Annotated in this window: 21 protein-coding genes and 1 riboswitch; of the genes, 13 read left to right on the top strand and 8 right to left on the bottom strand. The window is 70.5% G+C overall.

All coding sequences use genetic code 11. The annotated features are described in order from the left end of the window. The first annotated feature begins 30 nt into the window (after positions 1–30). The 3 genes from SLNSH_RS21525 to SLNSH_RS21515 are packed head-to-tail and all read left to right on the top strand — an operon-like array spanning position 31 to position 2,967. Positions 31–879: a chorismate mutase gene (locus tag SLNSH_RS21525; protein ID WP_106339835.1), complete on the top strand. Its 849-nt coding sequence runs from the start codon at positions 31–33 to the stop codon at positions 877–879. A 32-nt stretch (positions 880–911) separates the two neighbouring features. Further along, the gene (gene hisC / locus SLNSH_RS21520) at positions 912–2,030 is read left to right on the top strand and encodes a histidinol-phosphate transaminase (protein WP_106339833.1); all 1,119 of its coding nucleotides are present in this window, start codon (positions 912–914) and stop codon (positions 2,028–2,030) included. Further along, complete coding sequence (locus SLNSH_RS21515) at positions 2,023–2,967, top strand: prephenate/arogenate dehydrogenase family protein (RefSeq protein ID WP_106339831.1); 945 nt, start codon at positions 2,023–2,025, stop codon at positions 2,965–2,967. The genes hisC and SLNSH_RS21515 overlap by 8 nt, the downstream gene beginning before the upstream one ends. Positions 2,968–3,210: 243 nt before the next feature. Here the strand turns inward: SLNSH_RS21515 and SLNSH_RS21510 are convergent, their stop codons facing one another. Then, positions 3,211–3,996, bottom strand: a complete 786-nt coding sequence (locus SLNSH_RS21510) for an RluA family pseudouridine synthase (RefSeq protein ID WP_106339829.1) — start codon at positions 3,994–3,996, stop codon at positions 3,211–3,213. A 51-nt stretch (positions 3,997–4,047) separates the two neighbouring features. Between SLNSH_RS21510 and ftsY the strand changes: the two genes are divergently transcribed. Beyond that, positions 4,048–5,307 carry a signal recognition particle-docking protein FtsY gene (gene ftsY / locus SLNSH_RS21505; protein WP_106339827.1) on the top strand — a complete coding sequence of 420 codons (1,260 nt, stop codon included), beginning with the start codon at positions 4,048–4,050 and terminating at the stop codon, positions 5,305–5,307. A gap of 174 nt (positions 5,308–5,481) precedes the next feature. After that, positions 5,482–5,898 carry an EVE domain-containing protein gene (locus tag SLNSH_RS21500; RefSeq protein WP_106339825.1) on the top strand — a complete coding sequence of 139 codons (417 nt, stop codon included), beginning with the start codon at positions 5,482–5,484 and terminating at the stop codon, positions 5,896–5,898. A 10-nt stretch (positions 5,899–5,908) separates the two neighbouring features. On the opposite strand, the gene SLNSH_RS21495 is transcribed toward SLNSH_RS21500, so the two are convergent. Genes SLNSH_RS21495 through bluB form a run of 3 tightly spaced genes read right to left on the bottom strand, consistent with a single transcriptional unit; the run spans position 5,909 to position 7,162 of the window. Beyond that, complete coding sequence (locus SLNSH_RS21495) at positions 5,909–6,163, bottom strand: Txe/YoeB family addiction module toxin (RefSeq protein ID WP_106339823.1); 255 nt, start codon at positions 6,161–6,163, stop codon at positions 5,909–5,911. Then, positions 6,160–6,414, bottom strand: a complete 255-nt coding sequence (locus tag SLNSH_RS21490; protein ID WP_106339821.1) for a type II toxin-antitoxin system Phd/YefM family antitoxin — start codon at positions 6,412–6,414, stop codon at positions 6,160–6,162. Before SLNSH_RS21490 ends, SLNSH_RS21495 begins: the two co-directional genes overlap by 4 nt. A 31-nt stretch (positions 6,415–6,445) precedes the next feature. Further along, complete coding sequence (gene bluB, locus SLNSH_RS21485; protein WP_106339819.1) at positions 6,446–7,162, bottom strand: 5,6-dimethylbenzimidazole synthase; 717 nt, start codon at positions 7,160–7,162, stop codon at positions 6,446–6,448. Between the two features lie 44 nt (positions 7,163–7,206). Then, a riboswitch (cobalamin riboswitch) is annotated at positions 7,207–7,387 on the bottom strand. Positions 7,388–7,595: 208 nt separating this feature from the next. Between bluB and acs the strand changes: the two genes are divergently transcribed. Then, positions 7,596–9,539: an acetate--CoA ligase gene (acs, locus tag SLNSH_RS21480; RefSeq protein WP_106339817.1), complete on the top strand. Its 1,944-nt coding sequence runs from the start codon at positions 7,596–7,598 to the stop codon at positions 9,537–9,539. 183 nt (positions 9,540–9,722) lie between these two features. On the opposite strand, the gene SLNSH_RS21475 is transcribed toward acs, so the two are convergent. After that, on the bottom strand, positions 9,723–11,087 hold the full coding sequence (locus SLNSH_RS21475; protein WP_106339815.1) for an RsmB/NOP family class I SAM-dependent RNA methyltransferase: 1,365 nt from the start codon (positions 11,085–11,087) through the stop codon (positions 9,723–9,725). A gap of 100 nt (positions 11,088–11,187) precedes the next feature. On the opposite strand from SLNSH_RS21475, the gene SLNSH_RS21470 reads away from it, so the two are divergent. The 3 genes from SLNSH_RS21470 (at position 11,188) to SLNSH_RS21460 (ending at position 13,917) form a co-directional block, all read left to right on the top strand. After that, the gene (locus SLNSH_RS21470; RefSeq protein WP_106339813.1) at positions 11,188–11,427 is read left to right on the top strand and encodes a DUF1674 domain-containing protein; all 240 of its coding nucleotides are present in this window, start codon (positions 11,188–11,190) and stop codon (positions 11,425–11,427) included. A 311-nt stretch (positions 11,428–11,738) separates the two neighbouring features. Continuing rightward, entirely contained in the window at positions 11,739–12,452 is a 714-nt protein-coding gene (locus SLNSH_RS21465) for an OmpW/AlkL family protein (protein ID WP_106339811.1), read from the top strand. Between the two features lie 127 nt (positions 12,453–12,579). Next, positions 12,580–13,917 carry an SAM-dependent methyltransferase gene (locus SLNSH_RS21460; RefSeq protein WP_106339809.1) on the top strand — a complete coding sequence of 446 codons (1,338 nt, stop codon included), beginning with the start codon at positions 12,580–12,582 and terminating at the stop codon, positions 13,915–13,917. A gap of 9 nt (positions 13,918–13,926) precedes the next feature. Here the strand turns inward: SLNSH_RS21460 and SLNSH_RS21455 are convergent, their stop codons facing one another. Then, positions 13,927–14,430, bottom strand: coding sequence for a L,D-transpeptidase (locus SLNSH_RS21455; protein WP_106339807.1), 504 nt, complete (start codon positions 14,428–14,430; stop codon positions 13,927–13,929). 281 nt (positions 14,431–14,711) lie between these two features. On the opposite strand from SLNSH_RS21455, the gene SLNSH_RS21450 reads away from it, so the two are divergent. Continuing rightward, on the top strand, positions 14,712–16,424 hold the full coding sequence (locus SLNSH_RS21450; RefSeq protein ID WP_106339805.1) for a heparinase II/III family protein: 1,713 nt from the start codon (positions 14,712–14,714) through the stop codon (positions 16,422–16,424). 154 nt (positions 16,425–16,578) lie between these two features. Next, positions 16,579–18,171: a bifunctional phosphoribosylaminoimidazolecarboxamide formyltransferase/IMP cyclohydrolase gene (gene purH, locus SLNSH_RS21445; RefSeq protein WP_106339803.1), complete on the top strand. Its 1,593-nt coding sequence runs from the start codon at positions 16,579–16,581 to the stop codon at positions 18,169–18,171. Between the two features lie 18 nt (positions 18,172–18,189). Here the strand turns inward: purH and SLNSH_RS21440 are convergent, their stop codons facing one another. Next, complete coding sequence (locus SLNSH_RS21440) at positions 18,190–19,293, bottom strand: DUF2125 domain-containing protein (RefSeq protein ID WP_158266846.1); 1,104 nt, start codon at positions 19,291–19,293, stop codon at positions 18,190–18,192. A gap of 135 nt (positions 19,294–19,428) precedes the next feature. Between SLNSH_RS21440 and SLNSH_RS21435 the strand changes: the two genes are divergently transcribed. Further along, positions 19,429–19,974: a gamma-glutamylcyclotransferase gene (locus SLNSH_RS21435; RefSeq protein ID WP_106339857.1), complete on the top strand. Its 546-nt coding sequence runs from the start codon at positions 19,429–19,431 to the stop codon at positions 19,972–19,974. 93 nt (positions 19,975–20,067) lie between these two features. Here the strand turns inward: SLNSH_RS21435 and SLNSH_RS21430 are convergent, their stop codons facing one another. Continuing rightward, positions 20,068–20,460 (bottom strand): hypothetical protein, encoded by a 393-nt coding sequence (locus SLNSH_RS21430; RefSeq protein ID WP_106339799.1) that lies wholly within the window; start codon positions 20,458–20,460, stop codon positions 20,068–20,070. Between the two features lie 111 nt (positions 20,461–20,571). Between SLNSH_RS21430 and SLNSH_RS21425 the strand changes: the two genes are divergently transcribed. Further along, entirely contained in the window at positions 20,572–21,645 is a 1,074-nt protein-coding gene (locus tag SLNSH_RS21425; RefSeq protein WP_106339797.1) for an MBL fold metallo-hydrolase, read from the top strand. Positions 21,646–21,737: the final 92 nt, after the last annotated feature.

The following is a 21,737-nucleotide window of genomic DNA, read 5'->3' as shown; positions in this document are numbered from 1 at the left end:
GGGTTCCGCCGCTTCCGGATCCCGCACGCCATGGCCGACGCCCCCTCGCCCCAAGGCTCCATGCCGACCCTGGACGATCTCCGCCGGGAGATCGACCGCATCGACGCGAGCATGCACGAGCTCCTGATGGAGCGGGGCCGCATCATCGACACGCTGATCCAGGTGAAGAAGACGCAGGTGTCGGGCTCGGCCTTCCGGCCGGGGCGCGAGGCGTCGCAGATGCGGGTGCTGGCCGGGCGGCACGGGGGGATCCTGCCCTTCGACACCGTCGAGGGCATCTGGCGGGTGATCATCTCGACCTTCACCTACGTCCAGGCGCCCTACAGCGTGCACGCCGACGTCTCCGGGGGCGACGCCCCCATGCGGGACACGGCGCGCTTCCATTTCGGCTTCACGGTGCCCTTCGTCACCCATGACAGCGCCAAGTCGGTGATCGACGCGGTGGCGTCCTCGGCGGGGGACCTCGGCATCTTCCGGGCGGAGCCCGGCCGCGCCGCGGGGGCGTGGTGGACGGCGCTGGCCGGCGCCGACCGGCCCAAGATCATCGCGCGGCTGCCCTTCGTGGAGCGGCCCCAGCACCCGGCGGGAACGCCCGTCTACTGCATCTCCAAGCCCATCGAGGACGCGGCGGTGCGCGACATCGTGCTGTATGCGCTCGGCATCGAGCGCTGGCGCGAGGGGCTGCAACCGGCGCTGGCGCGCATCGGCGCGACCGTCGAGAGCAGCGCCGGCGGCGACGCCGGGCTCGACCTGCTGGTGGCCGCGCCCGGGGACGTCACGCTGGACGCCCTGATGTCCGCCATGGCCGGGCTGGGCGTCGGCGTCTTCGACATCCGCGAGATCGGCTCCCACGCCGCGCGCTTCCGGCTTCCCGCCTGAGTTTCCGTTTCACCACCGCACTGGACACGACCATGACCGCAGCCGCTCCCGCCCGCCCCGTTCCGCGCCCCGGCGTCCTGGCGATCGAGGCCTATGTGCCGGGCAAGAGCGCGGCCCCGGCCGGCGTGAAGCTGCACAAGCTGTCGTCCAACGAGACGCCGCTCGGGCCCTCGCCGCGGGCGGTGGAAGCCTACAAGAAGGCGGCCGAGAAGCTGGAGTTCTACCCGGACGGCTCCGCCATCGCGCTGCGCGAGGCGATCGGGGCCAAGTACGGGCTCGATCCGGCGCGCATCGTGTGCGGGGCGGGCTCGGACGAGCTGCTCAACCTGCTGACGCACGCCTATGTGGGGCCGGGCGACGAGGGCATCTACTCGCAGTACGGGTTCCTCGTCTACAAGATCGCCCTGCTGGCGGCGGGCGGCACGCCCGTGGTGGTTCCGGAGAAGGACTACGTGGCGGACGTGGACGCCATCCTGGCGGCGGTGACGCCGCGCACCAAGATCGTGTTCCTGGCGAACCCGAACAACCCGACCGGCACCTACCTGCCGTTCGAGGAGGTGAAGCGCCTCCATGCCGGGCTGCCGCCGCACGTGCTGCTGGTGCTGGACGCGGCTTACGCCGAATACGTGCGGCGCAACGACTACGCGTCGGGCATCGAGCTGGTCTCGACCAGCGACAACGTGGTGATGTGCCGGACCTTCTCGAAGATCTACGGGCTCGCGCTGCTGCGGCTCGGCTGGTGCTACGCCCCGGCGCATGTGGCCGACGCGCTGAACCGCATCCGCGGACCGTTCAACGTCGGCGGCCCTGCCCTGGAGGCGGGCGTGGCGGCGATCGCGGACGACGCGCATGTGGCGGAGGCGGTGGCGCACAACGAGCGCTGGCTGCCGTGGCTCACCCAGGAGATCGAGGCGCTGGGGCTGACGGTGACGCCGAGCGTCGGCAACTTCCTGCTTGTCCACTTCCCGGAGACCGCCGGCAAGACCGCCAAGGCGGCGGACGCCTTTCTGACCCAGCGCGGGCTGATCCTGCGCGCGGTGGGCGCCTACGGGCTGCCGAACGCGCTCAGGCTGACGGTCGGGGGCGAGGAAGCGAACCGCCTCGTCGTCCAGGCGCTGCGCGACTTCATGAAGGGCGAGGCCGGTGCCTGAGCGTCTGGGACCGCCCCTTGCTGAGCCGCTATTCGAGCGGCTCGTCATCGTCGGCCTGGGGCTCATCGGCTCCTCGCTGGCGCGCGCCGCCAAGCGGCTGAACCTGGCTCGCACCCTGGTGGCGGCGGACGCGTCGCCCGCCGTGCGGGCGCGGGTGGCCGAGCTCGGCTTGGCGGACGTGGTCGCCGAGACGGCCGCCGAGGCCGCGCGCGGGGCCGACTACCTGATCCTGTGCGTGCCCGTGGGCGCGTGCGGGTCCGTGGCGGCCGAGATGGGCCAGGCGCTGGCGCCGGGCGCGATCGTCTCCGACGTGGGCTCGGTCAAGGGCTCCGTGGTGGCGCAGGTGCAGCCGCAGCTGCCGGCGGGGGTCCACTTCGTGCCGGCGCACCCGGTGGCGGGCACGGAGCACTCGGGGCCGGACGCCGGCTTCGCGACGCTGTTCCACAACCGCTGGTGCATCCTGACGCCGCCGGAGGGGACGGATCCCGCCGCTGTGGCGCGGGTGCGCGCCTTCTGGGAGAAGCTCGGCTCCAACGTGGAGACCATGACGCCGCAGCACCACGACCTGGTGCTGGCGATCACCAGCCACGTGCCGCACCTCATCGCGTACAACATCGTGGGGACGGCGGCGGACCTGGAGGAGGTCACCCAGTCCGAGGTGATCAAGTTCTCCGCCGGCGGCTTCCGCGACTTCACCCGCATCGCGGCCTCCGACCCGACGATGTGGCGTGACGTGTTCCTCAACAACAAGGACGCGGTGCTGGAGATGCTGGGGCGTTTCAACGAGGACCTCTCGGCCCTGCAGCGCGCCATCCGGTGGGGGGACGGCGAGACGCTGTTCAACCTCTTCACCCGCACCCGCGCGATCCGGCGGGGGATCATCGACATCGGGCAGGAAACGCCCGAGCCGGACTTCGGACGCCGCAAGGCGGATTAGGAAGCGGCCTGTTTCGTCATAGCGAGCCGAAGGCGAAGCAATCCGTTCACCGGGGAAGGCCTGCTCCCGCGACGGTGGCGTTCCATGCCCGACTCTGGATTGCTTCGTCGCTGCGCTCCTCGCAATGACGGACTATTCGGCCGGGCGGGCCGCGTGGCGGCGAACCGCCCCGCGGCGCCTGGATCCCCTTCCCCTCCGCGCCTCCGGCGCTCCGGCCGGGGATGACGGCTGAAACTGTCGCGGCTAGTTGGTGATCGGGGCGGAGCTCGGCGGCAAAGCCTCCACCCCGTCCCACCCGCAGGCCAGCAGCCGCTCGCGCATGTGCCCGGGGACGGGCGCGGTCGCGGCTACAGGCTCCTTGTTCTTCGAAATCGGCACGACGATCGCGCGCGAATGCAGGTGCAGCGGCGTGCCGCCTTCGCGTGGGGCCGTGCCGTAGATCGGGTCCCCCAGGATGGGCCAGCCCATGGCCTGGCTGTGAACGCGCAGCTGGTGGGTGCGGCCGGTGACGGGCTCCATGGCGAGCCACGCGATGGGAAGCCGGGTGTCCGGGTCCGTCCCCCGGCCGAGCACGCGCCAGTTGGTGCGGGACTGTTGGCCCGCCGGGTCCACCTTCATCCACCATCCGCGCGTCTCGTCCAAGCGCCCCAGGGGCAGGTCGATCGCGCCCTCGTCCGCTGCAGGCTCGCCTTCCACCACGGCCCAGTAGGTCTTGCCGACCTTGCCCTGCTTGAACAGCAGCGCCAGTTTCTCCAGCGCCTTGCGATGGCGGCCCAGCACGAGGCAGCCAGAGGTGTCCTTGTCGAGCCGGTGGGCCAGGGCTGGCGGGCGGGGGAGGCCGAACATCAGCTGGTCAAAGAACTGCTCCAGGTTGATCTCGCCGGGCCGGCCGCCCTTCGGGCCCTTGTGGACGGGCACGCCATGGGGCTTGTCGAGGATCAGCATCAGCCCGTCGCGATAGAGCAGGCGGGAGTGGAGATCAAGCCCCGGCGCGCGCGCCGGGCCCCAGAGCGAGGCTGAAGCGGTCATGGGGCGGGCTTATCCCTTTCGGCCGCCGGCGGAAACAGCTATCGAGGCCGCATGAGCGACGAGACCCCGAAGAAGACCGGATTTTTCTCCCGCCTGTTCGGGCGCGAGCAGCCTGCTCCGAAGCCGGAAGAGCCGGCTGCGCCGCCGCCTCCGGCGCCGGTCGAGCCTGAGCCCGAGGAAGAACCCGCCGCCGCGCCGTCGGCCGCGGAAGCGCCGTCCGCGCCAGAGCCTGCCCCGGAGCCGTCTCTCATCGACGAATTGGCGGCGGCTGAGCCGGTCGTGACTCCGCCCCCGCCGGAGCCCGTCTCGGCCCCGTCGGCGCCTGTCGAGCCCGAACGCATCGAGCCTGCGCCAGCGGCGCCGGTCGCTGTCGCTGCGGCCGAGCCCGCTCCCAAGCGCTCCTGGTGGACCCGCCTCAAGGAAGGCCTGTCGCGCTCGTCCTCCGCCATCGGGGGCGGCATCACGGACATCTTCACCAAGCGCAAGCTGGACGCCGACACGCTGGAGGACCTCGAGGACATCCTGGTCCAGGCCGACCTCGGCGTGGAGGTCTCGACCCGCATCGTGGAGGCCGTCGGCAAGGGACGCTACGGCAAGGACATCGCGCCGGAGGAGGTGAAGTCGGTGCTGGCCGCCGAGGTCGAGAAGGTGCTGGCGCCCGTCGCCCAGCCTCTTGTGCTCGATGGGGGAAAGAAGCCCTTCGTGATCCTGATGGTGGGGGTGAACGGCTCCGGCAAGACCACCACCATCGGCAAGCTCGCGGCCAAGTTCAAACGCGAGGGCAAGAGCCTCATGCTCGCCGCCGGCGACACGTTCCGCGCCGCGGCCATCGAGCAACTCAAGGTCTGGGGCGAGCGGACGGGCTCGCCGGTGGTCGCGCGCGCCCAGGGCGCCGACGCCGCCGGCCTGGCCTTCGACGCGCTGACCCAGGCGCGGGAGCAGAACGTCGACGTGCTGATGATCGACACCGCGGGGCGCCTGCAGAATCGCGCCGAACTGATGGCGGAGCTCGAGAAGGTGGTGCGGGTGATCCGTAAGATCGACGCGGCCGCTCCGCATGCGGTGCTGCTGGTGCTCGACGCCACCGTGGGGCAGAACGCGCTGTCCCAGGCCGAGATCTTCGGCAAGATCGCGGGCGTTACCGGCCTTGTGATGACCAAGCTCGACGGCACGGCGCGGGGCGGCATTCTGGTCGCGTTGGCCGCCAAATTCGGCCTGCCGGTGCACTTCATCGGGATCGGCGAGGGCGTGGACGACCTGGAGCCCTTCGAGGCCCGCGACTTCGCCCGCGCGATCGCGGGGCTGGAGTAGCCCCGGCGCGGGGAGAAGGTGGTCCGAAGGGGCGGATGTGGGCCAGCGCGTTCGACGTCCCCTCGCCATCTCCCCTTGGGGAATGAGGGTGCAAACTTTCACACCTTGGGAAGCAGTGGCGCCGCTCCCGCTCTGACCCTAATCTCCGCCCCGATTCACCGGAACGACCGACCCATGGCCCACTGGCTCTACAAGTCCGAACCCGACGTTTATTCCTGGGACCAGCTCGTCGCGGACGGCGACAAGGGCACGCACTGGAACGGGGTCCGCAACCACCTCGCCAAGATCAACCTGCGCACCATGAAGCTCGGGGATCGCGGGTTCTTCTACCATTCCAACATCGGCAAGGAGATCGTCGGGATCGTCGAGGTGATCCGGGAGGCTTACCCGGACCACACGGCCCCGGAGGGCTCGCCCTGGGTGATGGTCGACATCAAGGCCGTGGAGGCCTTGCCCCGACCCGTGCCGCTCGCCGCGGTCAAGCTGGAGCCGCGCCTCGCCAAGATGTCGCTCGTCACTTGCATGCGGCTGTCGGTTCAGCCGGTGACGGACGCCGAGTGGGACGTGGTGCGGGAGATGGGCGGACTGTGAGGCGGCGCCGTCAGTAGTGGTAGCGGCACTGCGCGATCATCAGCGCGTCGCCCTCCAGCCGGTAGACGAGCCGGTGTTCCAGATCGATGCGCCGGGACCACCAGCCGGAGAGTTCGCCGCGTAGCGGCTCCGGCTTCCCACGGCCTGCGAACGGGGTTCGCAGGCACTCCTTGATCAGGCCGTTGATGCGCTCCAGGGTCTTCCGATCCTGCTTCTGCCAGTGCAGGTAGTCGTCCCAGGCCGCCTCGCTGAAGACGAGCCTCATTCCTCGATTTGGCGCTCGACTCCCTGGCCGGCCTCAAGGTCCCTTACGGAAGCGAGCAGCCGACTCGCATTGGCCGGGCTGCGCAGGAGGTGGCGCGTCTCCTCGAGGGATGCGTAATCCTCCAGCGAGATCAGCACCACGGCCGGCTTGCCGCCTTCGCGGGTCACCACCACGGGCTCGTGATCGTCCGCGACGCGATCGAGCGTGGTGGCGAGGTTGGTGCGCAGGTGAGAGGCGGTGGTCGTCTTCATGCGCCATTATGTACGCTTAGGCGTACAAATTTCAAGGGCGGGTTTTCGATGCCTCCGCGCGCAGCATCCCGATCAGCGGCTCGTCCTCGGGCTGCCGCCGCCATCCCTCGAAGCTCACAAGCTCAGCGAGGGTCCTGCGCCTCGCCCAGCCTTTTTCCTCCAGTTCGGGCGTGGTCCTGAACAGGCTGGCGTAGCCGACGCACAGGTAGGCGACGGGCACGATGGCGTCCGGGATCCCGAGGATCGACCTCAAACGCGAGGGGTCGATGATGCTGACCCAGCCGACGCCGACGCCCTCGGCGCGGGCGGCGAGCCAGAGGTTCTGGACGGCGCAGACGGTGCTGTAGAGGTCCATGTCGGGCTGGTGGGTGCGGCCGAGCACCACTGGGCCGGCGCGGTCGCGGTCGCAGGTGACGCAGATCCCGAGCGGGGCGTCCAGGATGCCGGCGAGCTTAAGGGCGCGATAGCGCGCCGCCCGTTCGTCGTCGAAGCGGGCCGCGGCCTCGGCGTTGGCGTCGCGGAAGGCGGCGTGAACCTCCGCGCGGACCGCCCGGTCCTGCACGACGATGAAGTCCCACGGCTGCATGAAGCCCACGGACGGCGCGTGGTGGGCGGCGGTGAGAATGCGCGCCAGCACGGCGTCCGGCACCGGATCGGGCAGGAATTCGCCGCGCACATCGCGGCGCGACTGGATGCACTGGTAGACCGCTGCGCGCTCCTCGGCGGAGAACGCTCCCGAAACGTCCATGATTCCCCTCACGGATCGAAGCCGACGAGGCCCCGTCCGCGGGCGACGTCCTATGGATCGAGGCCGGTCTTCTGACTCGGGTTCATCCCGTCCGCGCGCCTTCCCGGCCCAGGCCAGTGGCGTCGTGCGCGGCGGTCCCCCTCACAGCGTTGGGCACGTGGCGGAGTTTCGCCGCCTTCCCGATTCTTCCGGCGCAAGCCGGACACCTCGACGCCTCTTTGTGGCACGGGCCGCGGGCGGGGCCAAGAGCGTTCGGCCAGGCCCCGGACTCCCCCCAAAAGTCGACCCGACCAAAGCACGAGCGCCGCCGCCTTGCCGCCGAATTGGGCGCTTCGCATAATGCGCCGCGAAAAAGGCCGACCCCGCGGCCTCGAAATCAATGCGAGTCACAACGGTCGCCCCGCGGCGGCCGCGCGTTTTGGGAGAAAGCGCCATGTCCGAGAAGGTCTATCCCGTCAGCGCCGAATGGTCGAAGCGCGCCTGGGTGGACGACGCGAAGTACCAGGAAATGTACGCCGCGTCAGTTCGGGATCCGGACGCCTTCTGGGGCGAGCACGGCAAGCGGATCGACTGGATCCAGCCCTTCACCAAGGTGAAGAACGTCAGCTATGCGCCGGGCGCGGTCTCGATCAAGTGGTTCGAGGACGGCGTCACCAACGTGGCGCTGAACTGCGTGGACCGGCACCTGGCCCGGCGCGCCGACCAGACGGCCATCATCTGGGAAGGCGACGACCCGAACGAATCCAAGCACATCAGCTACAAGGAGCTGCACGCCGAGGTGTGCCGCTTCGCCAACGTGCTCAAGGCGCACGGCGTCAAAAAGGGCGACCGCGTCACCATCTACCTGCCGATGATCCCGGAGGCGGCCTACGCCATGCTGGCCTGCGCCCGCATCGGCGCCATCCACTCCATCGTGTTCGGGGGCTTCTCGCCCGACTCGCTCGCGAGCCGCATCGAGGACGCGGCCTCGGCCGTGGTGATCACGGCGGACGAGGGCCTGCGCGGCGGCCGCAAGGTGCCGCTGAAGGCCAATGTGGACGCCGCCGCCGACAAGGTGGACTGCCTCAAGACCGTGCTGGTCGTGAAGCGCACCGGCGGCTCGATCAGCATGCAGCCGGGCCGGGACGTCTGGTACGAGGAGGCCGCCGCCAAGGCGTCGGCCGACTGCCCGGTGGAGCCGATGAACGCGGAGGACCCGCTGTTCCTCCTGTACACGTCGGGCTCGACCGGCAAGCCCAAGGGCGTGGTGCACACCACGGCGGGCTACCTGGTCTATGCGTCCATGACGCACCAGTATGTGTTCGACTACCACGAGGGTGACGTCTACTGGTGCACGGCGGACGTGGGCTGGGTGACGGGCCACAGCTACATCGTGTACGGCCCGCTCGCCAACGGCGCGACGACGCTGATGTTCGAGGGCATCCCGACGTATCCGTCCATCTCCCGCTTCTGGGACGTGGTGGACAAGCACAAGGTCAACATCTTCTACACCGCCCCCACCGCCATCCGCTCGCTGATGGGCGCCGGCGAGGAGCCCGTGAAGAAGACCTCGCGCGCGTCGCTGCGCCTGCTCGGCTCGGTGGGCGAGCCGATCAACCCCGAGGCCTGGGAGTGGTACTACCGGGTGGTGGGCGACAACCGCTGCCCGATCGTGGACACCTGGTGGCAGACGGAGACCGGCGGCATCCTGATCACCCCGCTGCCCGGAGCCACGGCGCTCAAGCCCGGCTCCGCCACGCGGCCGTTCTTCGGCGTGAAGCCCGAGGTGGTGGACGCGGAAGGCAAGATCCTGGAGGGCGCCTGCGAGGGCAACCTCGTGATGGCGGACAGCTGGCCGGGCCAGATGCGCACGGTCTATGGCGACCACCAGCGCTTCATGGAGACCTACTTCTCCACCTACCCGAACAAGTACTTCACGGGCGACGGCTGCCGCCGCGACTCCGACGGGTACTACTGGATCACGGGGCGCGTGGACGACGTGATCAACGTGTCCGGCCACCGCATGGGCACGGCCGAGGTGGAGAGCGCGCTCGTGGCGCATCCGAAGGTGTCGGAGGCCGCGGTGGTGGGCTATCCGCACGACATCAAGGGCCAGGGCATCTACGCCTACGTGACCCTGATGACGGGCGAGGAGCCCACCGAAGCTCTGCGGAAGGAGCTGGTGGCCTGGGTGCGCAAGGAGATCGGCCCGATCGCCTCGCCGGACCTGATCCAGTTCGCCCCCGGCCTGCCGAAGACCCGCTCGGGCAAGATCATGCGCCGAATCCTGCGCAAGATCGCCGAGGACGAGTTCGGCGCGCTGGGCGACACCTCGACCCTGGCCGATCCGACCGTGGTCAACGACCTGATCGAGCACCGGCAGAACAAGCGGGACTAAGCCACGCTCAGGCTTGCAACCTTCGCCGTCATCCCCGGCGGCGCGAAGCGCGGGGACGGGGATCCAGGGGACCGGGTTAGCCGGGTTGCCCCTGGATCCCCCTTTCCCTTCGCCACTTCACGGCTCGGGCCGGGGATGACGGGCCAAAGCGGAACGTGAAACCCGGGCCGGCGGAGAGGCCATTCAGCCCTCCTTCACCAGCCGTGCGGCGTAGAAGCCGTCGAGGCCGGCGAGGCGGGACTCGTCATGGGGGAGCATGAAGGGCAGGGTGCGAAGGTCGCCCGACGGGGTCACCGCCTCGGCGACGCCGACCTCCTCGGCCGTGATCGGGGCCCGGGCGCAATCCGGATGGCGGGCCAGGAAGGCCGCGACCTGCTTCTCGCCCTCTTCGGGCTCCAGCGAGCACACGCAATAGACCAGTCGGCCGCCGGGGCGCAGGAGCGTTGCGGCCTTGTCGAGAAGGCGCGTCTGCAGGCTGGCGAGCTTCACGAGGTCCGCCTCGTCCTTGGTCCAGGCCACGTCCGGGTGGCGGCGGAGCGTCCCGGTCGCCGTGCAGGGCGCGTCCAGCAGGATCGCGTCGAAGCCGTCCGGCTCGTCCAGCAGCAGGGCGTCGACCGCGCGGGTCTCCACCGTGAGGCCGAGGCGCTCCATGTTGACGCGGAGCCGCTTGAGGCGAGGCTCGGAGCGGTCGACGGCGAGCACGGCCGCGCCAGCGGCGGCGAGCTGGGCGGTCTTGCCGCCCGGGGCGGCGCAGAGGTCGGCGATCCGCTCGCCGGGCTTCGGGGCGAGCAGCCGGGCCGGCATCGCGGCGGCGGCGTCCTGCACCCACCAAGCGCCCTCGGCGTAGCCGGGCAGCTCGGGCAGGGCGGTGCGCTGGCGCAGGCGCAGGGAGCCGGTGGGCAGGGCCAGCGCGTCGAGCTTCGCGGCCCAGGCCTGCGGGTCGGCCTTCACGGTGAGGTCGACGGAGGCCTCGTGCCCCTGGGCGGCGGCGATGCGGGCGGCATCCGCGCCGTAGGCGGCGGACCAGCGCTTCGCCAGCCATTCGGGGGTGTCGTCCGCCAGCGGATCGATGGCGGCGAGGATGGCGTCCTTCTCGCGGCCGATGCGGCGAAGGACGGCGTTGGCGAGCCCCGCGTAGCGCTCGGCGCGGCGGTCGGACTGGATGAGCCGGATGGCGAGGTCCACGGCGGCGTGGTCTGGCACGTCGAGCCACAGCAGCTGCGCCGCGCCGGTCGCGAGGGCGGACGCCAGCACGCCGGACTGGGCCGGCATGCCGGACTTCATGCGCGCCAGCAGCGCCTTGCGGATGGCGCCGAAGTGGCGGATCGCCACAGTGGCGATGGCGCGCACCAGCGCGCGGTCCCGGTCCTCCATAGCGGAGGCCCTCGGGCCGTCCAGGAGGCGGTCGAGCGTTTCGTCGAGGGCCCGGCGCTCGTCAAGCACGGCCGCAACGGCCTCGGCGGCGAGCTTGCGGGCGGGAAGGCCGGGGGCGTCAGGGGCCTGGGCCGGCGGGCGGGGGCGGTCGGGGCGCTTGCTGGGTCGATGCATGACTCATCCTTTAAGCGCGCGCGACGGCGTGCGGCATTGAAATTCTCGCGCGGCGGGCCTTTATGGTCCGCAACACTGACCAGAAGACCCGAGCACGACCATGACAAACCCCGAGCCGCAGGCGGGGCCCGACCAGGCGGCCGACGCCGGGACGGAAGCCGAGCCCGCGCGCAAGCCGCTGAGTCCGGCCGCCCAGCGCGCCCTCGCGGAAGCGGCCGCCCGGCGCGCCGCCATCGACGCGCAGGCGGCGGAACTGCCACCGGAGCGCCAGGGGCGCGGCGGGCTCGAACCCGTGCGCTACGGCGACTGGGAGATCAAGGGCCTTACGGCGGATTTCTGAGCCCGGGTCGAATCCAACCTGACTTTTTATCTGGCCCTGCGCGCGCTCGCTCGGCGAACTGCGGACGGCGCTCCCGTCGACTCTCCTGCGCCCGGATTATTCCTGGCTTGACCAAATCGGAGTCGCCGCCACGGCGCACATGACGCGTGCACGCGTGATTGTTGCAATCCGATCACAGCCATCCGCAAGCTTGGACGCTTTGAGCTAAATCAACTTGTCCGGAACCCCGCTCCTGCATGACAAGCAGGACCGATCCCCGGCGCTTTCCCCCGAGCGGCGAGTCGGATCAGGGAACTTTTGGGGTGCAACACATGAAATTCACCGCTTCCGTGGCGCTCGCTGCCGCTCTCCTCGCCGGCACCGCCCTGTCGGCCGTCGCCGCCGACCTCCCGTCCTCCAAGAAGGCCCCCGTGTTCGTCGAGGAGGCCCTGAGCCCCTGGATGGTGCGCGTGCGCGCCCTCGGCGTGATCCCGCAGGAGTCGACGAAGGACTTCTACGTGCTGGGCACGAACTCCCCGGGCGAGAAAGTCCAGGTCTCGGACTCGGTCGTTCCCGAGTTGGACATCACCTACTTCTTCACTCAGAACATCGCCGCCGAGCTCGTCCTCGGCACCACGCCGCATAATCTGAGCCTGCGCGACAACGCGGCGGTGCTCGGCCCGGCGGGCGCCAAGTACGCCGTGGGCCGCGCCTGGCTGCTGCCCCCGACCCTGACGCTGCAGTACCACTTCACCAATTTCGGCGCGTTCAAGCCGTATGTCGGCGCAGGCGTGAACTACACCTTCTTCTACAACGAAGACGCCAAGGGCGTGGTGACGCACCTGAGCCTCAAGGACAATGTCGGTTTCGCCCTGCAGGCCGGCTTCGATTACATGATCGACAAGCACTGGGGCATCAACGTCGACGTGAAGAAGCTCTGGCTGGAGACCTCCGGCAAGGCCACCGTCGCGGGCGTCGTCCCGGTCAGGACCAAGGTCAACCTCGACCCGTGGCTGGTCGGCGTCGGCGTCACCTACCGCTTCTGATCCGCTCTCCCGAGCGCATCGCGAACGGCCCGCCTCGTGCGGGCCGTTTTCGTTTTCCACCGCGCGAATTGATCCGGCGCGGGTTCCCGCTAGAGTGGCGGCGCTTTTGGCAGGACGGGCTGGATCGATGGACGACAAGGCGCGCAAAAGGCTCGCGGCGCTCAGGGCCGCGCTGGCGGACGCGCATCAGACGCTCGGGCTGGGCTTCGGCTTCCGGCTCTGGGACGGGACCACGGTCCCGGCGGACTGGCCCGCCGACAAGCTGCGCATCGCCGTCGCCGACGAGGGCGTGTTCGCCAGCCTGATGCGGCGGCCCAGGCTCGACACCCTGATCGAGGCGCATGTCGCGGGACGGATCGAGCTCGAGAACGGCACGATCTTCGACCTCGCCAAGGCCCGCCCGGAGGGCAAGACCGGGCGGCTCGTCCGCAAGCTCTCGAAGCTGAAGCTCCTGCGCGCGGCGGGCCTCTTCCTGCTCGCCCCGAAGGAGGCGCGCCAGCGCCAGCCGCTCGGCGGCATCGAGGACGACGCTTCCCGGCGCAGCGGCAAGGCCGAGACGAACAAGGAGAACATCTCCTACCACTACGACGTGTCGAACGCCTTCTACCGGCTCTTCCTGGACGAGGAGATGGTCTACACCTGCGCCTACTTCCAGCCGGAGTGGCACGACGACCTCGACCGGGCCCAGCGCGACAAGCTCGACATGATCTGCCGGAAGCTGCGGCTCCAGCCCGGGGACCGCTTCCTGGACATCGGCTCCGGCTGGGGCGCGCTGGTCTGCCATGCGGCCCAGCACTATGGCGTCCAGGCCACCGGGGTGACGCTCTCGCAGGAGCAGCTCGCGCTCGCGACCGAGAAGGCCGCCCGTCTCGGCCTCTCGGACCGCGTCACCATCGAACTGAGGGACTACCGGGCGCTGGACCAGCAGTTCGACAAGATCGCCTCCATCGGCATGTTCGAGCATGTTGGGATCGACAACCACGCGGCCTATTTCGCCACCATCAACCGCCTGTTGCGGCCACGCGGCCTCTACCTGCACCACGCGATTTCCCGACCCGCGAAGGGCTCCGACAAGCAGTTCCGCAAGATGCGGCCCGAATACAAGGCGCTGGTGCGCTACATCTTCCCGGGCGGCGAGCTCGACCATGTCGGCATGTCGATCGCCAACATGGAGCGGGCCAAGCTGGAGATCCACGACGTGGAGGGCTGGCGCGAGCACTATGCGCGCACCACGCGCCTGTGGTTCGAGCGGCTCAACGCCAACCGGGCCGCGGCCGAGGCGGAGGTCGGGCCGGAAAAGACCCGCATGTGGCTGCTCTACCTCGCCGGGTGCTCGCTCGCCTTCGAGCGCTCGGCCGTCGGGATCTTCCAGACCCTGGTCTCGAAGCGCACCAAGGGCCCGGCAGGGCTGCCCCCGAGCCGGGCCGACCTCTATGGTGAGCGGGGACCCGCCGTCAGCGGTTGAAGGCCAGGGTCAGTGGGTGACGTAGACGGTGGTCCCCACCGCGACGCGGTCGAACAGGTCGATCACGTCCTCGTTGTACATGCGGATGCAGCCGTAGGACGCGGCCGTCCCGATGGAGGCGCGCATCTTCCGGGTCGTGCCGTGGATGGCGTATTCGCCGCCCGAGAGCGTCAGGGCGCGGGCCCCCATCGGATTGTTGGGGCCTGGAGGGATAACGTTGGGCATGTGGGGGTTGTCGCGCTTCACTTCGGCGGGCGGAGACCAGGCGGGCTCGACATATTTGCCGTCAATGCGGGCGACGCCGCTCCAGGCCTTGCCGAACTTGCCGACCGCGACCGGGTAGCGCAGCGCCGTGCCGTCGCCCAGGGACAGGTAGAGCCTCCGCTCGGCGGTGCGGACCACGATGGCCCCGCGCTGCACGCCGCCGTCGAAGGGGACACGCTCCACGGCGGCCTGCGCGGCGCCCGCGGTAAGGACGACAAGGGCCGCGACGCAGCCTCGGACCACGTGCATGCTGCTTCCTCCTCATCAGCATCGAAGGCATAGCCGCGCCCGACGCGAGCGGCGACTCAAAGCTTACGGTTGGGTAAACGCGCGCATCGTCGCGAGCGTTGCCGGACCGATTGCGGGCAAGGCCCTGAAATCGAGCGGGAAAACAACTCCAGGGGCGTTGCCCTGCCCCCTCCGCTACCGTTAACCATCAACGATTCACCATGGCCGACCTTCGTCGCGGCCTTATGGTGAGCATCGGGTGAGGGGCGGCGTTGTTTCGCCAGTCTGGGAGTGAGCCTGCCTTGACGACGCGTGTCACCGCGGATCGCTGGCGATTGGCATGGCTCGTGGCGCGTCTCGGGCTGCGGCGGAGCCTGGGCGCGCTCCTCGCGCCGGTGCGGGCTCTGACGCCCTCCGGCAAGCCCGCAGCCGAGCGTCTGGTGGTGGCGCCGCAGGACCTGCGCACGACCGATCCCACCGTCGCCAACGACATCTACGCCGGCTATTTCGCCTTCGCCGGCAAAGTGGTGGCGGCGGGCGGGCGCTCGCCCTTCCAGCTGGAGCCGGCGTCCACGGCCTGGGCCGAGGGCCTGATGGGGTTCGGCTGGCTGCGCCACCTGCGCGCGGCTGAGTCGGCGCTCGCCCGCGCCAACGCCCGGGCGCTCGTGGACGACTGGATCGCCGCCTGCGGGCGGCCACGCGGGATCGCGTGGGAGACCGGCGTGATGGCGCGCCGGCTGATGTCATGGCTGAGCCAGTCGCCCGTGATCCTGGATGGCGCCGACCGGGAGTTCTACCGCAAGTTCCTCCGTTCCCTGTCGCGCCAGGCGACGCGGCTGCAGAAGCAGCTGGCGCGGACGGAGGATGGGGAGCGGCGCCTGCTCGGGGCCATCGCGTTGGCCTATGTGGCCCTGTGCACGGGCGCGGGCCCCAGCGCCCAGAAGCGCGCGTCGCGGCAGCTGGCGGAAGAGCTCGACCGCCAGATCCTGCCGGACGGCGGGCATGTGGCTCGCAACCCGCGCGTGCTTGTGGACCTGCTCACGGATCTGCTGCCGCTGCGCCAGGTGTACGCCAACCAGGGCGTCGAGCCGCCCCGGGCCCTGCTGAACGGCATCGACCGCATGATGCCGATGCTGAGGATGTTCCGGCACGGGGACGGATCGCTGGCCCTGTTCAACGGCATGAGCGTGACGCCGCTCGACACGCTGGTGACGCTGCTGGCTTATACGGATGCGCGCTCGCAGGCGACGGAGAACGCGCCGCATACGGGGTTCCAGCGGCTGCAGGCCCGGGGCTCCCTGGTGATCATGGATGTCGGCCCTCCGCCCCCACAGGCGTTCTCGGGCAAAGCCCATGCAGGGTGCCTGTCCTTCGAGTTCTCCGACGGCCCGTGCCGCCTCGTCGTGAACTGCGGAGCCCCGCCGCCCGGGGGCGACCCCTGGCGGCAGATGGCGCGCGCCACGGCGGCGCACTCGACGGTGACCGTGAACGACACCTCGTCCTGCCGCTTCGTTCAGGAAGGGCCCGCCTTCCTGGGCTCGCCCATCCTGGCCGGGCCGCGCGAGGTCGTCGTCGAGCGGCAGGACCAGCGTGACTCGGACGAGCCGTCGATCGGCGTGGCGGCCTCGCACGACGGCTACAAGGAGGCTTTCGGCGTCATTCACGCACGCCGGATCACGCTGGCTGCGAGCGGCGACCGCCTCGCCGGCGAGGACGCCATCCGGATCGCGGCCGAGACGGCTGCGCAGGCCGGGCCGGACCACTTCGCGGTTCGGTTCCACCTGCACCCGACCGTGCATCTCGACCGAGGGCCCGACGGTCTCTCCGTGAGGCTGGCGACCCCGGGCGGCGGCGCCTGGGTGTTCGAGGCCGGCGGCATGCCCGTCAGCGTAGAGGAAAGCATCTTCTTCGCCGCGCCGGACGGGGCGCGGCGGAGCGAACAACTGGTCGTGCACGGCGCCTACAGGTCGGAGCCGGTCGTGCGCTGGAGCTTCACCCGCGAGCCGCGCGGCTGATGCCAAGGGTCCACGGCTTTTCTGCCCTGAAGCGCGTCGAATCGTTCATCAGCGTCGCGGGACTGCCTTAGGCGCATTCCCCGCGCGGGCCGATCGTGCTATCGCGCCCGCGAAATGCCGCCGTGGCGGCCTCCTTTCCACATCCAGGTGCACCATGGCGAGCGATCTCCGGCGCGTGACCCGCGCCCTCATCTCCGTTTCCGACAAGACCGGTCTGATCGACCTGGCGCGGGCCCTTCACGGCGCCGGCGTGGAGCTCGTATCCACGGGCGGCACCAGCAAGGCGATCGCGGACGCGGGCCTGCCTGTGCTGGACGTGTCGGACCTCACCGGCTTTCCGGAGATGATGGACGGGCGCGTCAAGACCCTGCACCCGAAGGTCCACGGGGGCCTTCTCGCGATCCGCGAGAACCCCGAGCACGAGGCGGCCATGCTGGCCCACGGCATCCAGCCGATCGACCTGCTGGTGGTGAACCTCTATCCGTTCGAGGCGACGGTTGCGGCCGGCAAGGCCTATGACGACTGCGTCGAGAACATCGACATCGGCGGGCCGGCCATGATCCGGGCCGCGGCCAAGAACCATGGCGACGTGGCCGTTGTGGTGGACGCCGACGACTACGCGCTGGTGCTCGGCGAGATCGCGGCCAACAACGGCGCGACCACGCTGGCGACCCGCAAGCGGCTGGCGGCCAAGGCGTACGCCCGCACAGCGGCCTATGACGCGGCGATCTCGAACTGGTTCACCAAGGAACTCGGCGAGACCTCGCCGACCTACCGGGCGATCGGCGGGAAGCTCGCCGAGACCATGCGGTATGGCGAGAACCCGCACCAGTGGGCGGCCTTCTATCGCACGCCGGAGAACCGCCCCGGCGTCGCCACGGCGCGCCAGCTGCAGGGCAAGACGCTGTCCTACAACAACATCAACGACACGGATGCCGCCTTCGAGTGCGTGGCCGAGTTCGACCCGGCGCGCGCGGCGGCTGTGGCGATCATCAAGCACGCCAACCCCTGCGGTGTGGCCGAGGGCGGGTCGCTGGTGGAGGCCTACCGCAAGGCGCTCGCCTGCGACCCGGTGTCGGCCTTCGGGGGCATCGTGGCGCTGAACCGCAGGCTCGACGCGGAGGCCGCCAGGGCCATCGTGGAGATCTTTACGGAGGTGATCATCGCCCCGGAGGCGGACGAGGACGCCATCGCGCTCGTCGCGGCCAAGAAGAACCTGCGACTGCTGGTGACCGGCGGCCTGCCGGACCCGCGGGCCGAGGGGCTCGCCATGCGGACGGTCGCGGGGGGCTTCCTCCTCCAGGCCCGGGACAACGCCGTGGTGGACGACATGGCGCTCAAGGTGGTCACCAAGCGCCAGCCCACCGCGCAGGAGCTCGCCGACATGCGCTTCGCCTTCCGGGTCGCCAAGCACGTGAAGTCGAACGCCATCGTGTACGTGAAGGACGGCGCGACGGTGGGGATCGGCGCCGGGCAGATGAGCCGCGTGGACTCGTCGCGCATCGCGGCCTGGAAGGCGGCCGAGGCCGCGAAGGCGGCAGGCCTGCCTGAGTCGCTCGCGAAAGGCTCGGTGGGGGCGTCGGACGCGTTCTTCCCGTTCGCGGACGGCCTGCTGGCCGCCGCTGAGGCGGGCGCCACGGCGGTGATCCAGCCGGGCGGCTCCATGCGGGACGACGAGGTGATCAAGGCCGCCGACGAGGCGGGCCTCGCCATGGTGTTCACCGGGCATCGCCACTTCCGGCACTGAGCCGGGCGGCGGCGCCTCTCAGTAGAGGGGCGCGAGCCGGGCGACCGGGATCGGGCCCAGGAAGGCCTTCCCGCCGTCGAGGCGCAGCGGCAGGGTGACGCCCTTGAGGGCGTTGCCGGCGCCAGGCGGCGGATCGACGTCGGCGGGCTTCTTGCCGCCGAGCACGCCCGCGATGAGGCCGCCAATGGCGGCGGTGCGCGGGCTCACGCCCATGGACTGCAGCAACTCGTCCAGGCCGGTCAGCGTGACCTCCACGCGGCCCTGGGCGCGGTGCAGGTCGTCAAGGCCGAGGCTGCCCGCCGCGTCGACGCGCTTGGCGCCTTTCAGGACGGTGAGGCTCGTCAGCTGCAGCCTGCCGCCGGCCTGGCGCCAGCGGTCCAGCTCCGACTGGAGCCCGCGGCCGCTGAGCGGCTCGGCCTGGGTGATCGTGGCCAGCACGGTGGCGTCCGTGGGCTCCGCGCCGCCCAGGACGGCGTCAAGCGGCGGCACGCGGGCGCCGTTGATCCTGCCGGCGACGTCGAACGCCCCGTCCGTCGCCGGCCGGTCGGGCGTGCGGCGCAGGTGGAGCTCCAGCGCGCGGGCTCCTGTCTCCAGCGAGCCCACCTCGCTCTGGGCCACCAGGGTCAGGCCCTTGCCCTCGACCGAGACGCGCTCGAGCGCGCCGCCAGGCCGGCCCACCACGCTGGCGCGCAGCAGCTCCCAGGCGGCCTGGGCCGTGGCGCCGGTTTCGTCCCGGACCTCGAGCGGGCCCTCCGCCTCCACGATCACGTGGTTGGGGCTGTAGACCTGCGCGACCGCGTGCGCGGAGGCGAGCTGGCCGGTCACCTGGCGTTTTTCGGCGGGACCGCGGAAGCTCGGCCTGGCGCAGGTGACCTCGATACGAAAGGGGAAGCCCCCGATCTTGCGGTCAGGGCAGCTCCACTCGCGGCCGAGCGCGGCCTCGCGGTCGAGCCACGCGTCGATCGCCTGGCCGGTGCGCCAGGACGCGAAGCTCCAGAATCCCGCCGCCGCCGCGCCGCAGACCAGCACCAGCAGGGTGGGGGCGAAGATGCGCAGCCGCGACGGTCGCTTCGGCTTCGCCGGCTCGCGCCGCGTGCTGGACCAGCGCCTGACCTGCTGCATGCCATTCTCCTGCCTCGCGACCCGGACCGCGGCTCGCCGCGCCGCTGCTTCCGCATCGCTGTGAAATGCTCTACCTGCTGTCCGCCGCTCCGCCAACACACCCACGCGTGAGCGGCCGAGAGGGCGACGCGGGGCATGGGATCGAAAACGGGCGATTTGTGGGTCTTCGGCTACGGCTCGCTGATGTGGCGGCCCGGCTTCGACTACGACGAGCGCGTGGTGGCGACGCTGCACGGCTACCATCGGTCGCTCTGCGTCTATTCGGTGGTGCACCGGGGGACGGCCGAGCAACCGGGGCTCGTGCTGGGGCTGGACCGGGGCGGCTCCTGCCGGGGCGTGGCGTTCCGGGTGGGGGCGGAAAAGGCCGGGGCCACGCTCGCCTATCTGCGCGAGCGCGAGCAGGTGACGATGGTGTATCGCGAGACCACGCACCAGCTGCGGCTCATCGACGGGCGGGTGGTGGACGGGGTCGCCTATACGGTGAACCGGGCCCATGTCCAGTACGCTCCGCGCCTGCCTGAGCCCGAGCTGCTGCGCATCGTCGAAAAGGGCGTCGGAATCTCGGGCGCAAACCCGGACTACGTGCGCAACACGCATTCGCACCTGCTGGAGCTCGGCATCCGGGACGCGACCCTGGCGTGGCTGTCCGAGCGGCTGCTGCCGGGCACGAGCGCGGTGTGAGAAGGCCGCCGTCCCGCCAGTCGTCTACGGCAAAGCCACCCGAGGCGGCGCACGCCCCCCAGATCGCATCGCCGCGCTCGCGATGACGGAACGTCAGCGGAGCGGCGCCTCCCCGGCGAGGTCGCGCACGACCTTGGCGCGATCGGCTTCGTTTTCGGCCAGCAGGTGAAGGTGGATCTCGTCGGCCCGCGCGAAGGCCGGGTTGGCGACAAGCGAGACGTCTTCCGAATCCCTGGCGACGGCGCCCAGCATGGTGAGGCGGCCATCGGGCGTGCGGCGCACCGCGAGGGCCACCACGCCGGCGTAGTCCGGAGCCGCGCCGGCCTCGTAGGCCGACACCACGTAGCGGCGTCCCGACCGGCCGCGCCAGGCGTGAAACCGCCGAACGAGGGCCAATCCTGCCCCGGCCCGCAACGGCTCGTGGCGCGGTTCGGCCGTGGCTGTCGCGCTTGCGGGCAGGTCGGGCGAGAGGCGGGCGGCGTTCATGCAGTCCAGGTCCGAATGAGAACGAAAAAGGAACAGAAAGCCGGCGGCTTGTCAACGCCCGCGCGGAAAGGCCTCCCTTGCGAGCCCGCCGAAACGGCCCATCTTGGGCGCATGACCGACCGCACCTCCTCCCGCCCGCTTTCCCTCCACGCCATGGCGACCGCGCTGACCGGCCTTTTCGGGCTAAGGCCCGGCGCCAACGCCTACTACCGGGGCCCCGTCTCGGATCACTTCGACGGCGTGCGGTTCTTCAACCCGGGGGGGCCGAACGGGAAGGGCTTCGGCGACCTGCTGAAATGGCGTTTCGCCGACGGCAAGGAGGCCTGGCCGGCGCAGTATCCGAGCCCGTTTCGCGACACGCCGCCCGCCAGGGTCCCCGGGGCGGGCCTGCGGGTCACCCTGGTCGGCCACGCCAGTTTCCTTCTGCAGACGGCCGGGCTCAACATCCTGACCGATCCCGTGTGGTCAGATCGCTGCTCGCCCTTCTCGTTCGCGGGGCCGCAGCGCGTGAACGCGCCGGGGGTGGCGTTCGACGACCTTCCGCCCATCGACGTCGTGCTGCTCACGCACAACCACTACGACCACCTGGACGTCGACACCTTGCGGCGGCTTGCGGCGCGCCACCCCCTCCGGATCGTGACGCCGCTCGGCAACGACACGATCCTGCGCGAGGCGGGCGTGCCGGTCCCGACGCGAACGCTCGACTGGGGCGACGCCGCTCCGCTGTCGGAGGAGGTCTCCGTCCACGCCGAGCAGGCGATCCACTGGTCGGCGCGTGGGTTGCGCGACCGGCAGAGGGCCTTGTGGGCGGCCTTCGTGCTGCGCACGCCGGCGGGCGCGATCTACCATGTGGGCGACACGGGCTTTGGGGACGGCTCTCATTTCGCCGCCGTCCGCGAGCGGCACGGGCCGCCGCGGCTCGCGATCCTGCCGATCGGCGCCTATGAGCCGCGCTGGTTCATGCGCGACCAGCACATGAACCCGGAGGACGCCGTCCGCGCCATGCTGGCCTGCGGGGCCGAGCAGGCGCTGGGCCACCACTGGGGCACTTTCAAACTGACCGATGAAGGCATTGAGCGACCGCCGGAAGCCCTGGGGCAGGCTTTGGAGAAGCACGGGGTCCATCCCGAGCGCTTCCTGCCGCTCCGGCCGGGGCAGGTCTGGGAGGTCGCGGAGCGGGACTGATCGCCGCAAGCGCCTCACAGCCATGATTTTTGTTGCGGGAGACGCGCGGCGACAGTACCCAGAGACGTTCTGTACTCCGAACGAAGCGGACT

The organism is Alsobacter soli, assembly GCF_003004785.1.
Classification (GTDB): Bacteria; Pseudomonadota; Alphaproteobacteria; order Rhizobiales; family Beijerinckiaceae; genus Alsobacter; species Alsobacter soli.
Note: the sequence above shows the minus strand (reverse complement) of the source record. Positions and strands in the feature narration are given on the sequence as shown.

Coding starts and splice junctions, on each gene's coding strand:
- SLNSH_RS21525 (WP_106339835.1), top strand. CDS start 31: ATGGCCGACGCCCCCTCGCCCCAAGGCTCCATGCCGACCCTGGACGAT.
- hisC (WP_106339833.1), top strand. CDS start 912: ATGACCGCAGCCGCTCCCGCCCGCCCCGTTCCGCGCCCCGGCGTCCTG.
- SLNSH_RS21510 (WP_106339829.1), bottom strand. CDS start 3,996: ATGACCGCTTCAGCCTCGCTCTGGGGCCCGGCGCGCGCGCCGGGGCTT.
- ftsY (WP_106339827.1), top strand. CDS start 4,048: ATGAGCGACGAGACCCCGAAGAAGACCGGATTTTTCTCCCGCCTGTTC.
- SLNSH_RS21500 (WP_106339825.1), top strand. CDS start 5,482: ATGGCCCACTGGCTCTACAAGTCCGAACCCGACGTTTATTCCTGGGAC.
- SLNSH_RS21495 (WP_106339823.1), bottom strand. CDS start 6,163: ATGAGGCTCGTCTTCAGCGAGGCGGCCTGGGACGACTACCTGCACTGG.
- SLNSH_RS21490 (WP_106339821.1), bottom strand. CDS start 6,414: ATGAAGACGACCACCGCCTCTCACCTGCGCACCAACCTCGCCACCACG.
- bluB (WP_106339819.1), bottom strand. CDS start 7,162: ATGGACGTTTCGGGAGCGTTCTCCGCCGAGGAGCGCGCAGCGGTCTAC.
- acs (WP_106339817.1), top strand. CDS start 7,596: ATGTCCGAGAAGGTCTATCCCGTCAGCGCCGAATGGTCGAAGCGCGCC.
- SLNSH_RS21475 (WP_106339815.1), bottom strand. CDS start 11,087: ATGCATCGACCCAGCAAGCGCCCCGACCGCCCCCGCCCGCCGGCCCAG.
- SLNSH_RS21470 (WP_106339813.1), top strand. CDS start 11,188: ATGACAAACCCCGAGCCGCAGGCGGGGCCCGACCAGGCGGCCGACGCC.
- SLNSH_RS21465 (WP_106339811.1), top strand. CDS start 11,739: ATGAAATTCACCGCTTCCGTGGCGCTCGCTGCCGCTCTCCTCGCCGGC.
- SLNSH_RS21460 (WP_106339809.1), top strand. CDS start 12,580: ATGGACGACAAGGCGCGCAAAAGGCTCGCGGCGCTCAGGGCCGCGCTG.
- SLNSH_RS21455 (WP_106339807.1), bottom strand. CDS start 14,430: ATGCACGTGGTCCGAGGCTGCGTCGCGGCCCTTGTCGTCCTTACCGCG.
- purH (WP_106339803.1), top strand. CDS start 16,579: ATGGCGAGCGATCTCCGGCGCGTGACCCGCGCCCTCATCTCCGTTTCC.
- SLNSH_RS21440 (WP_158266846.1), bottom strand. CDS start 19,293: ATGCAGCAGGTCAGGCGCTGGTCCAGCACGCGGCGCGAGCCGGCGAAG.
- SLNSH_RS21435 (WP_106339857.1), top strand. CDS start 19,429: ATGGGATCGAAAACGGGCGATTTGTGGGTCTTCGGCTACGGCTCGCTG.
- SLNSH_RS21430 (WP_106339799.1), bottom strand. CDS start 20,460: ATGAACGCCGCCCGCCTCTCGCCCGACCTGCCCGCAAGCGCGACAGCC.
- SLNSH_RS21425 (WP_106339797.1), top strand. CDS start 20,572: ATGACCGACCGCACCTCCTCCCGCCCGCTTTCCCTCCACGCCATGGCG.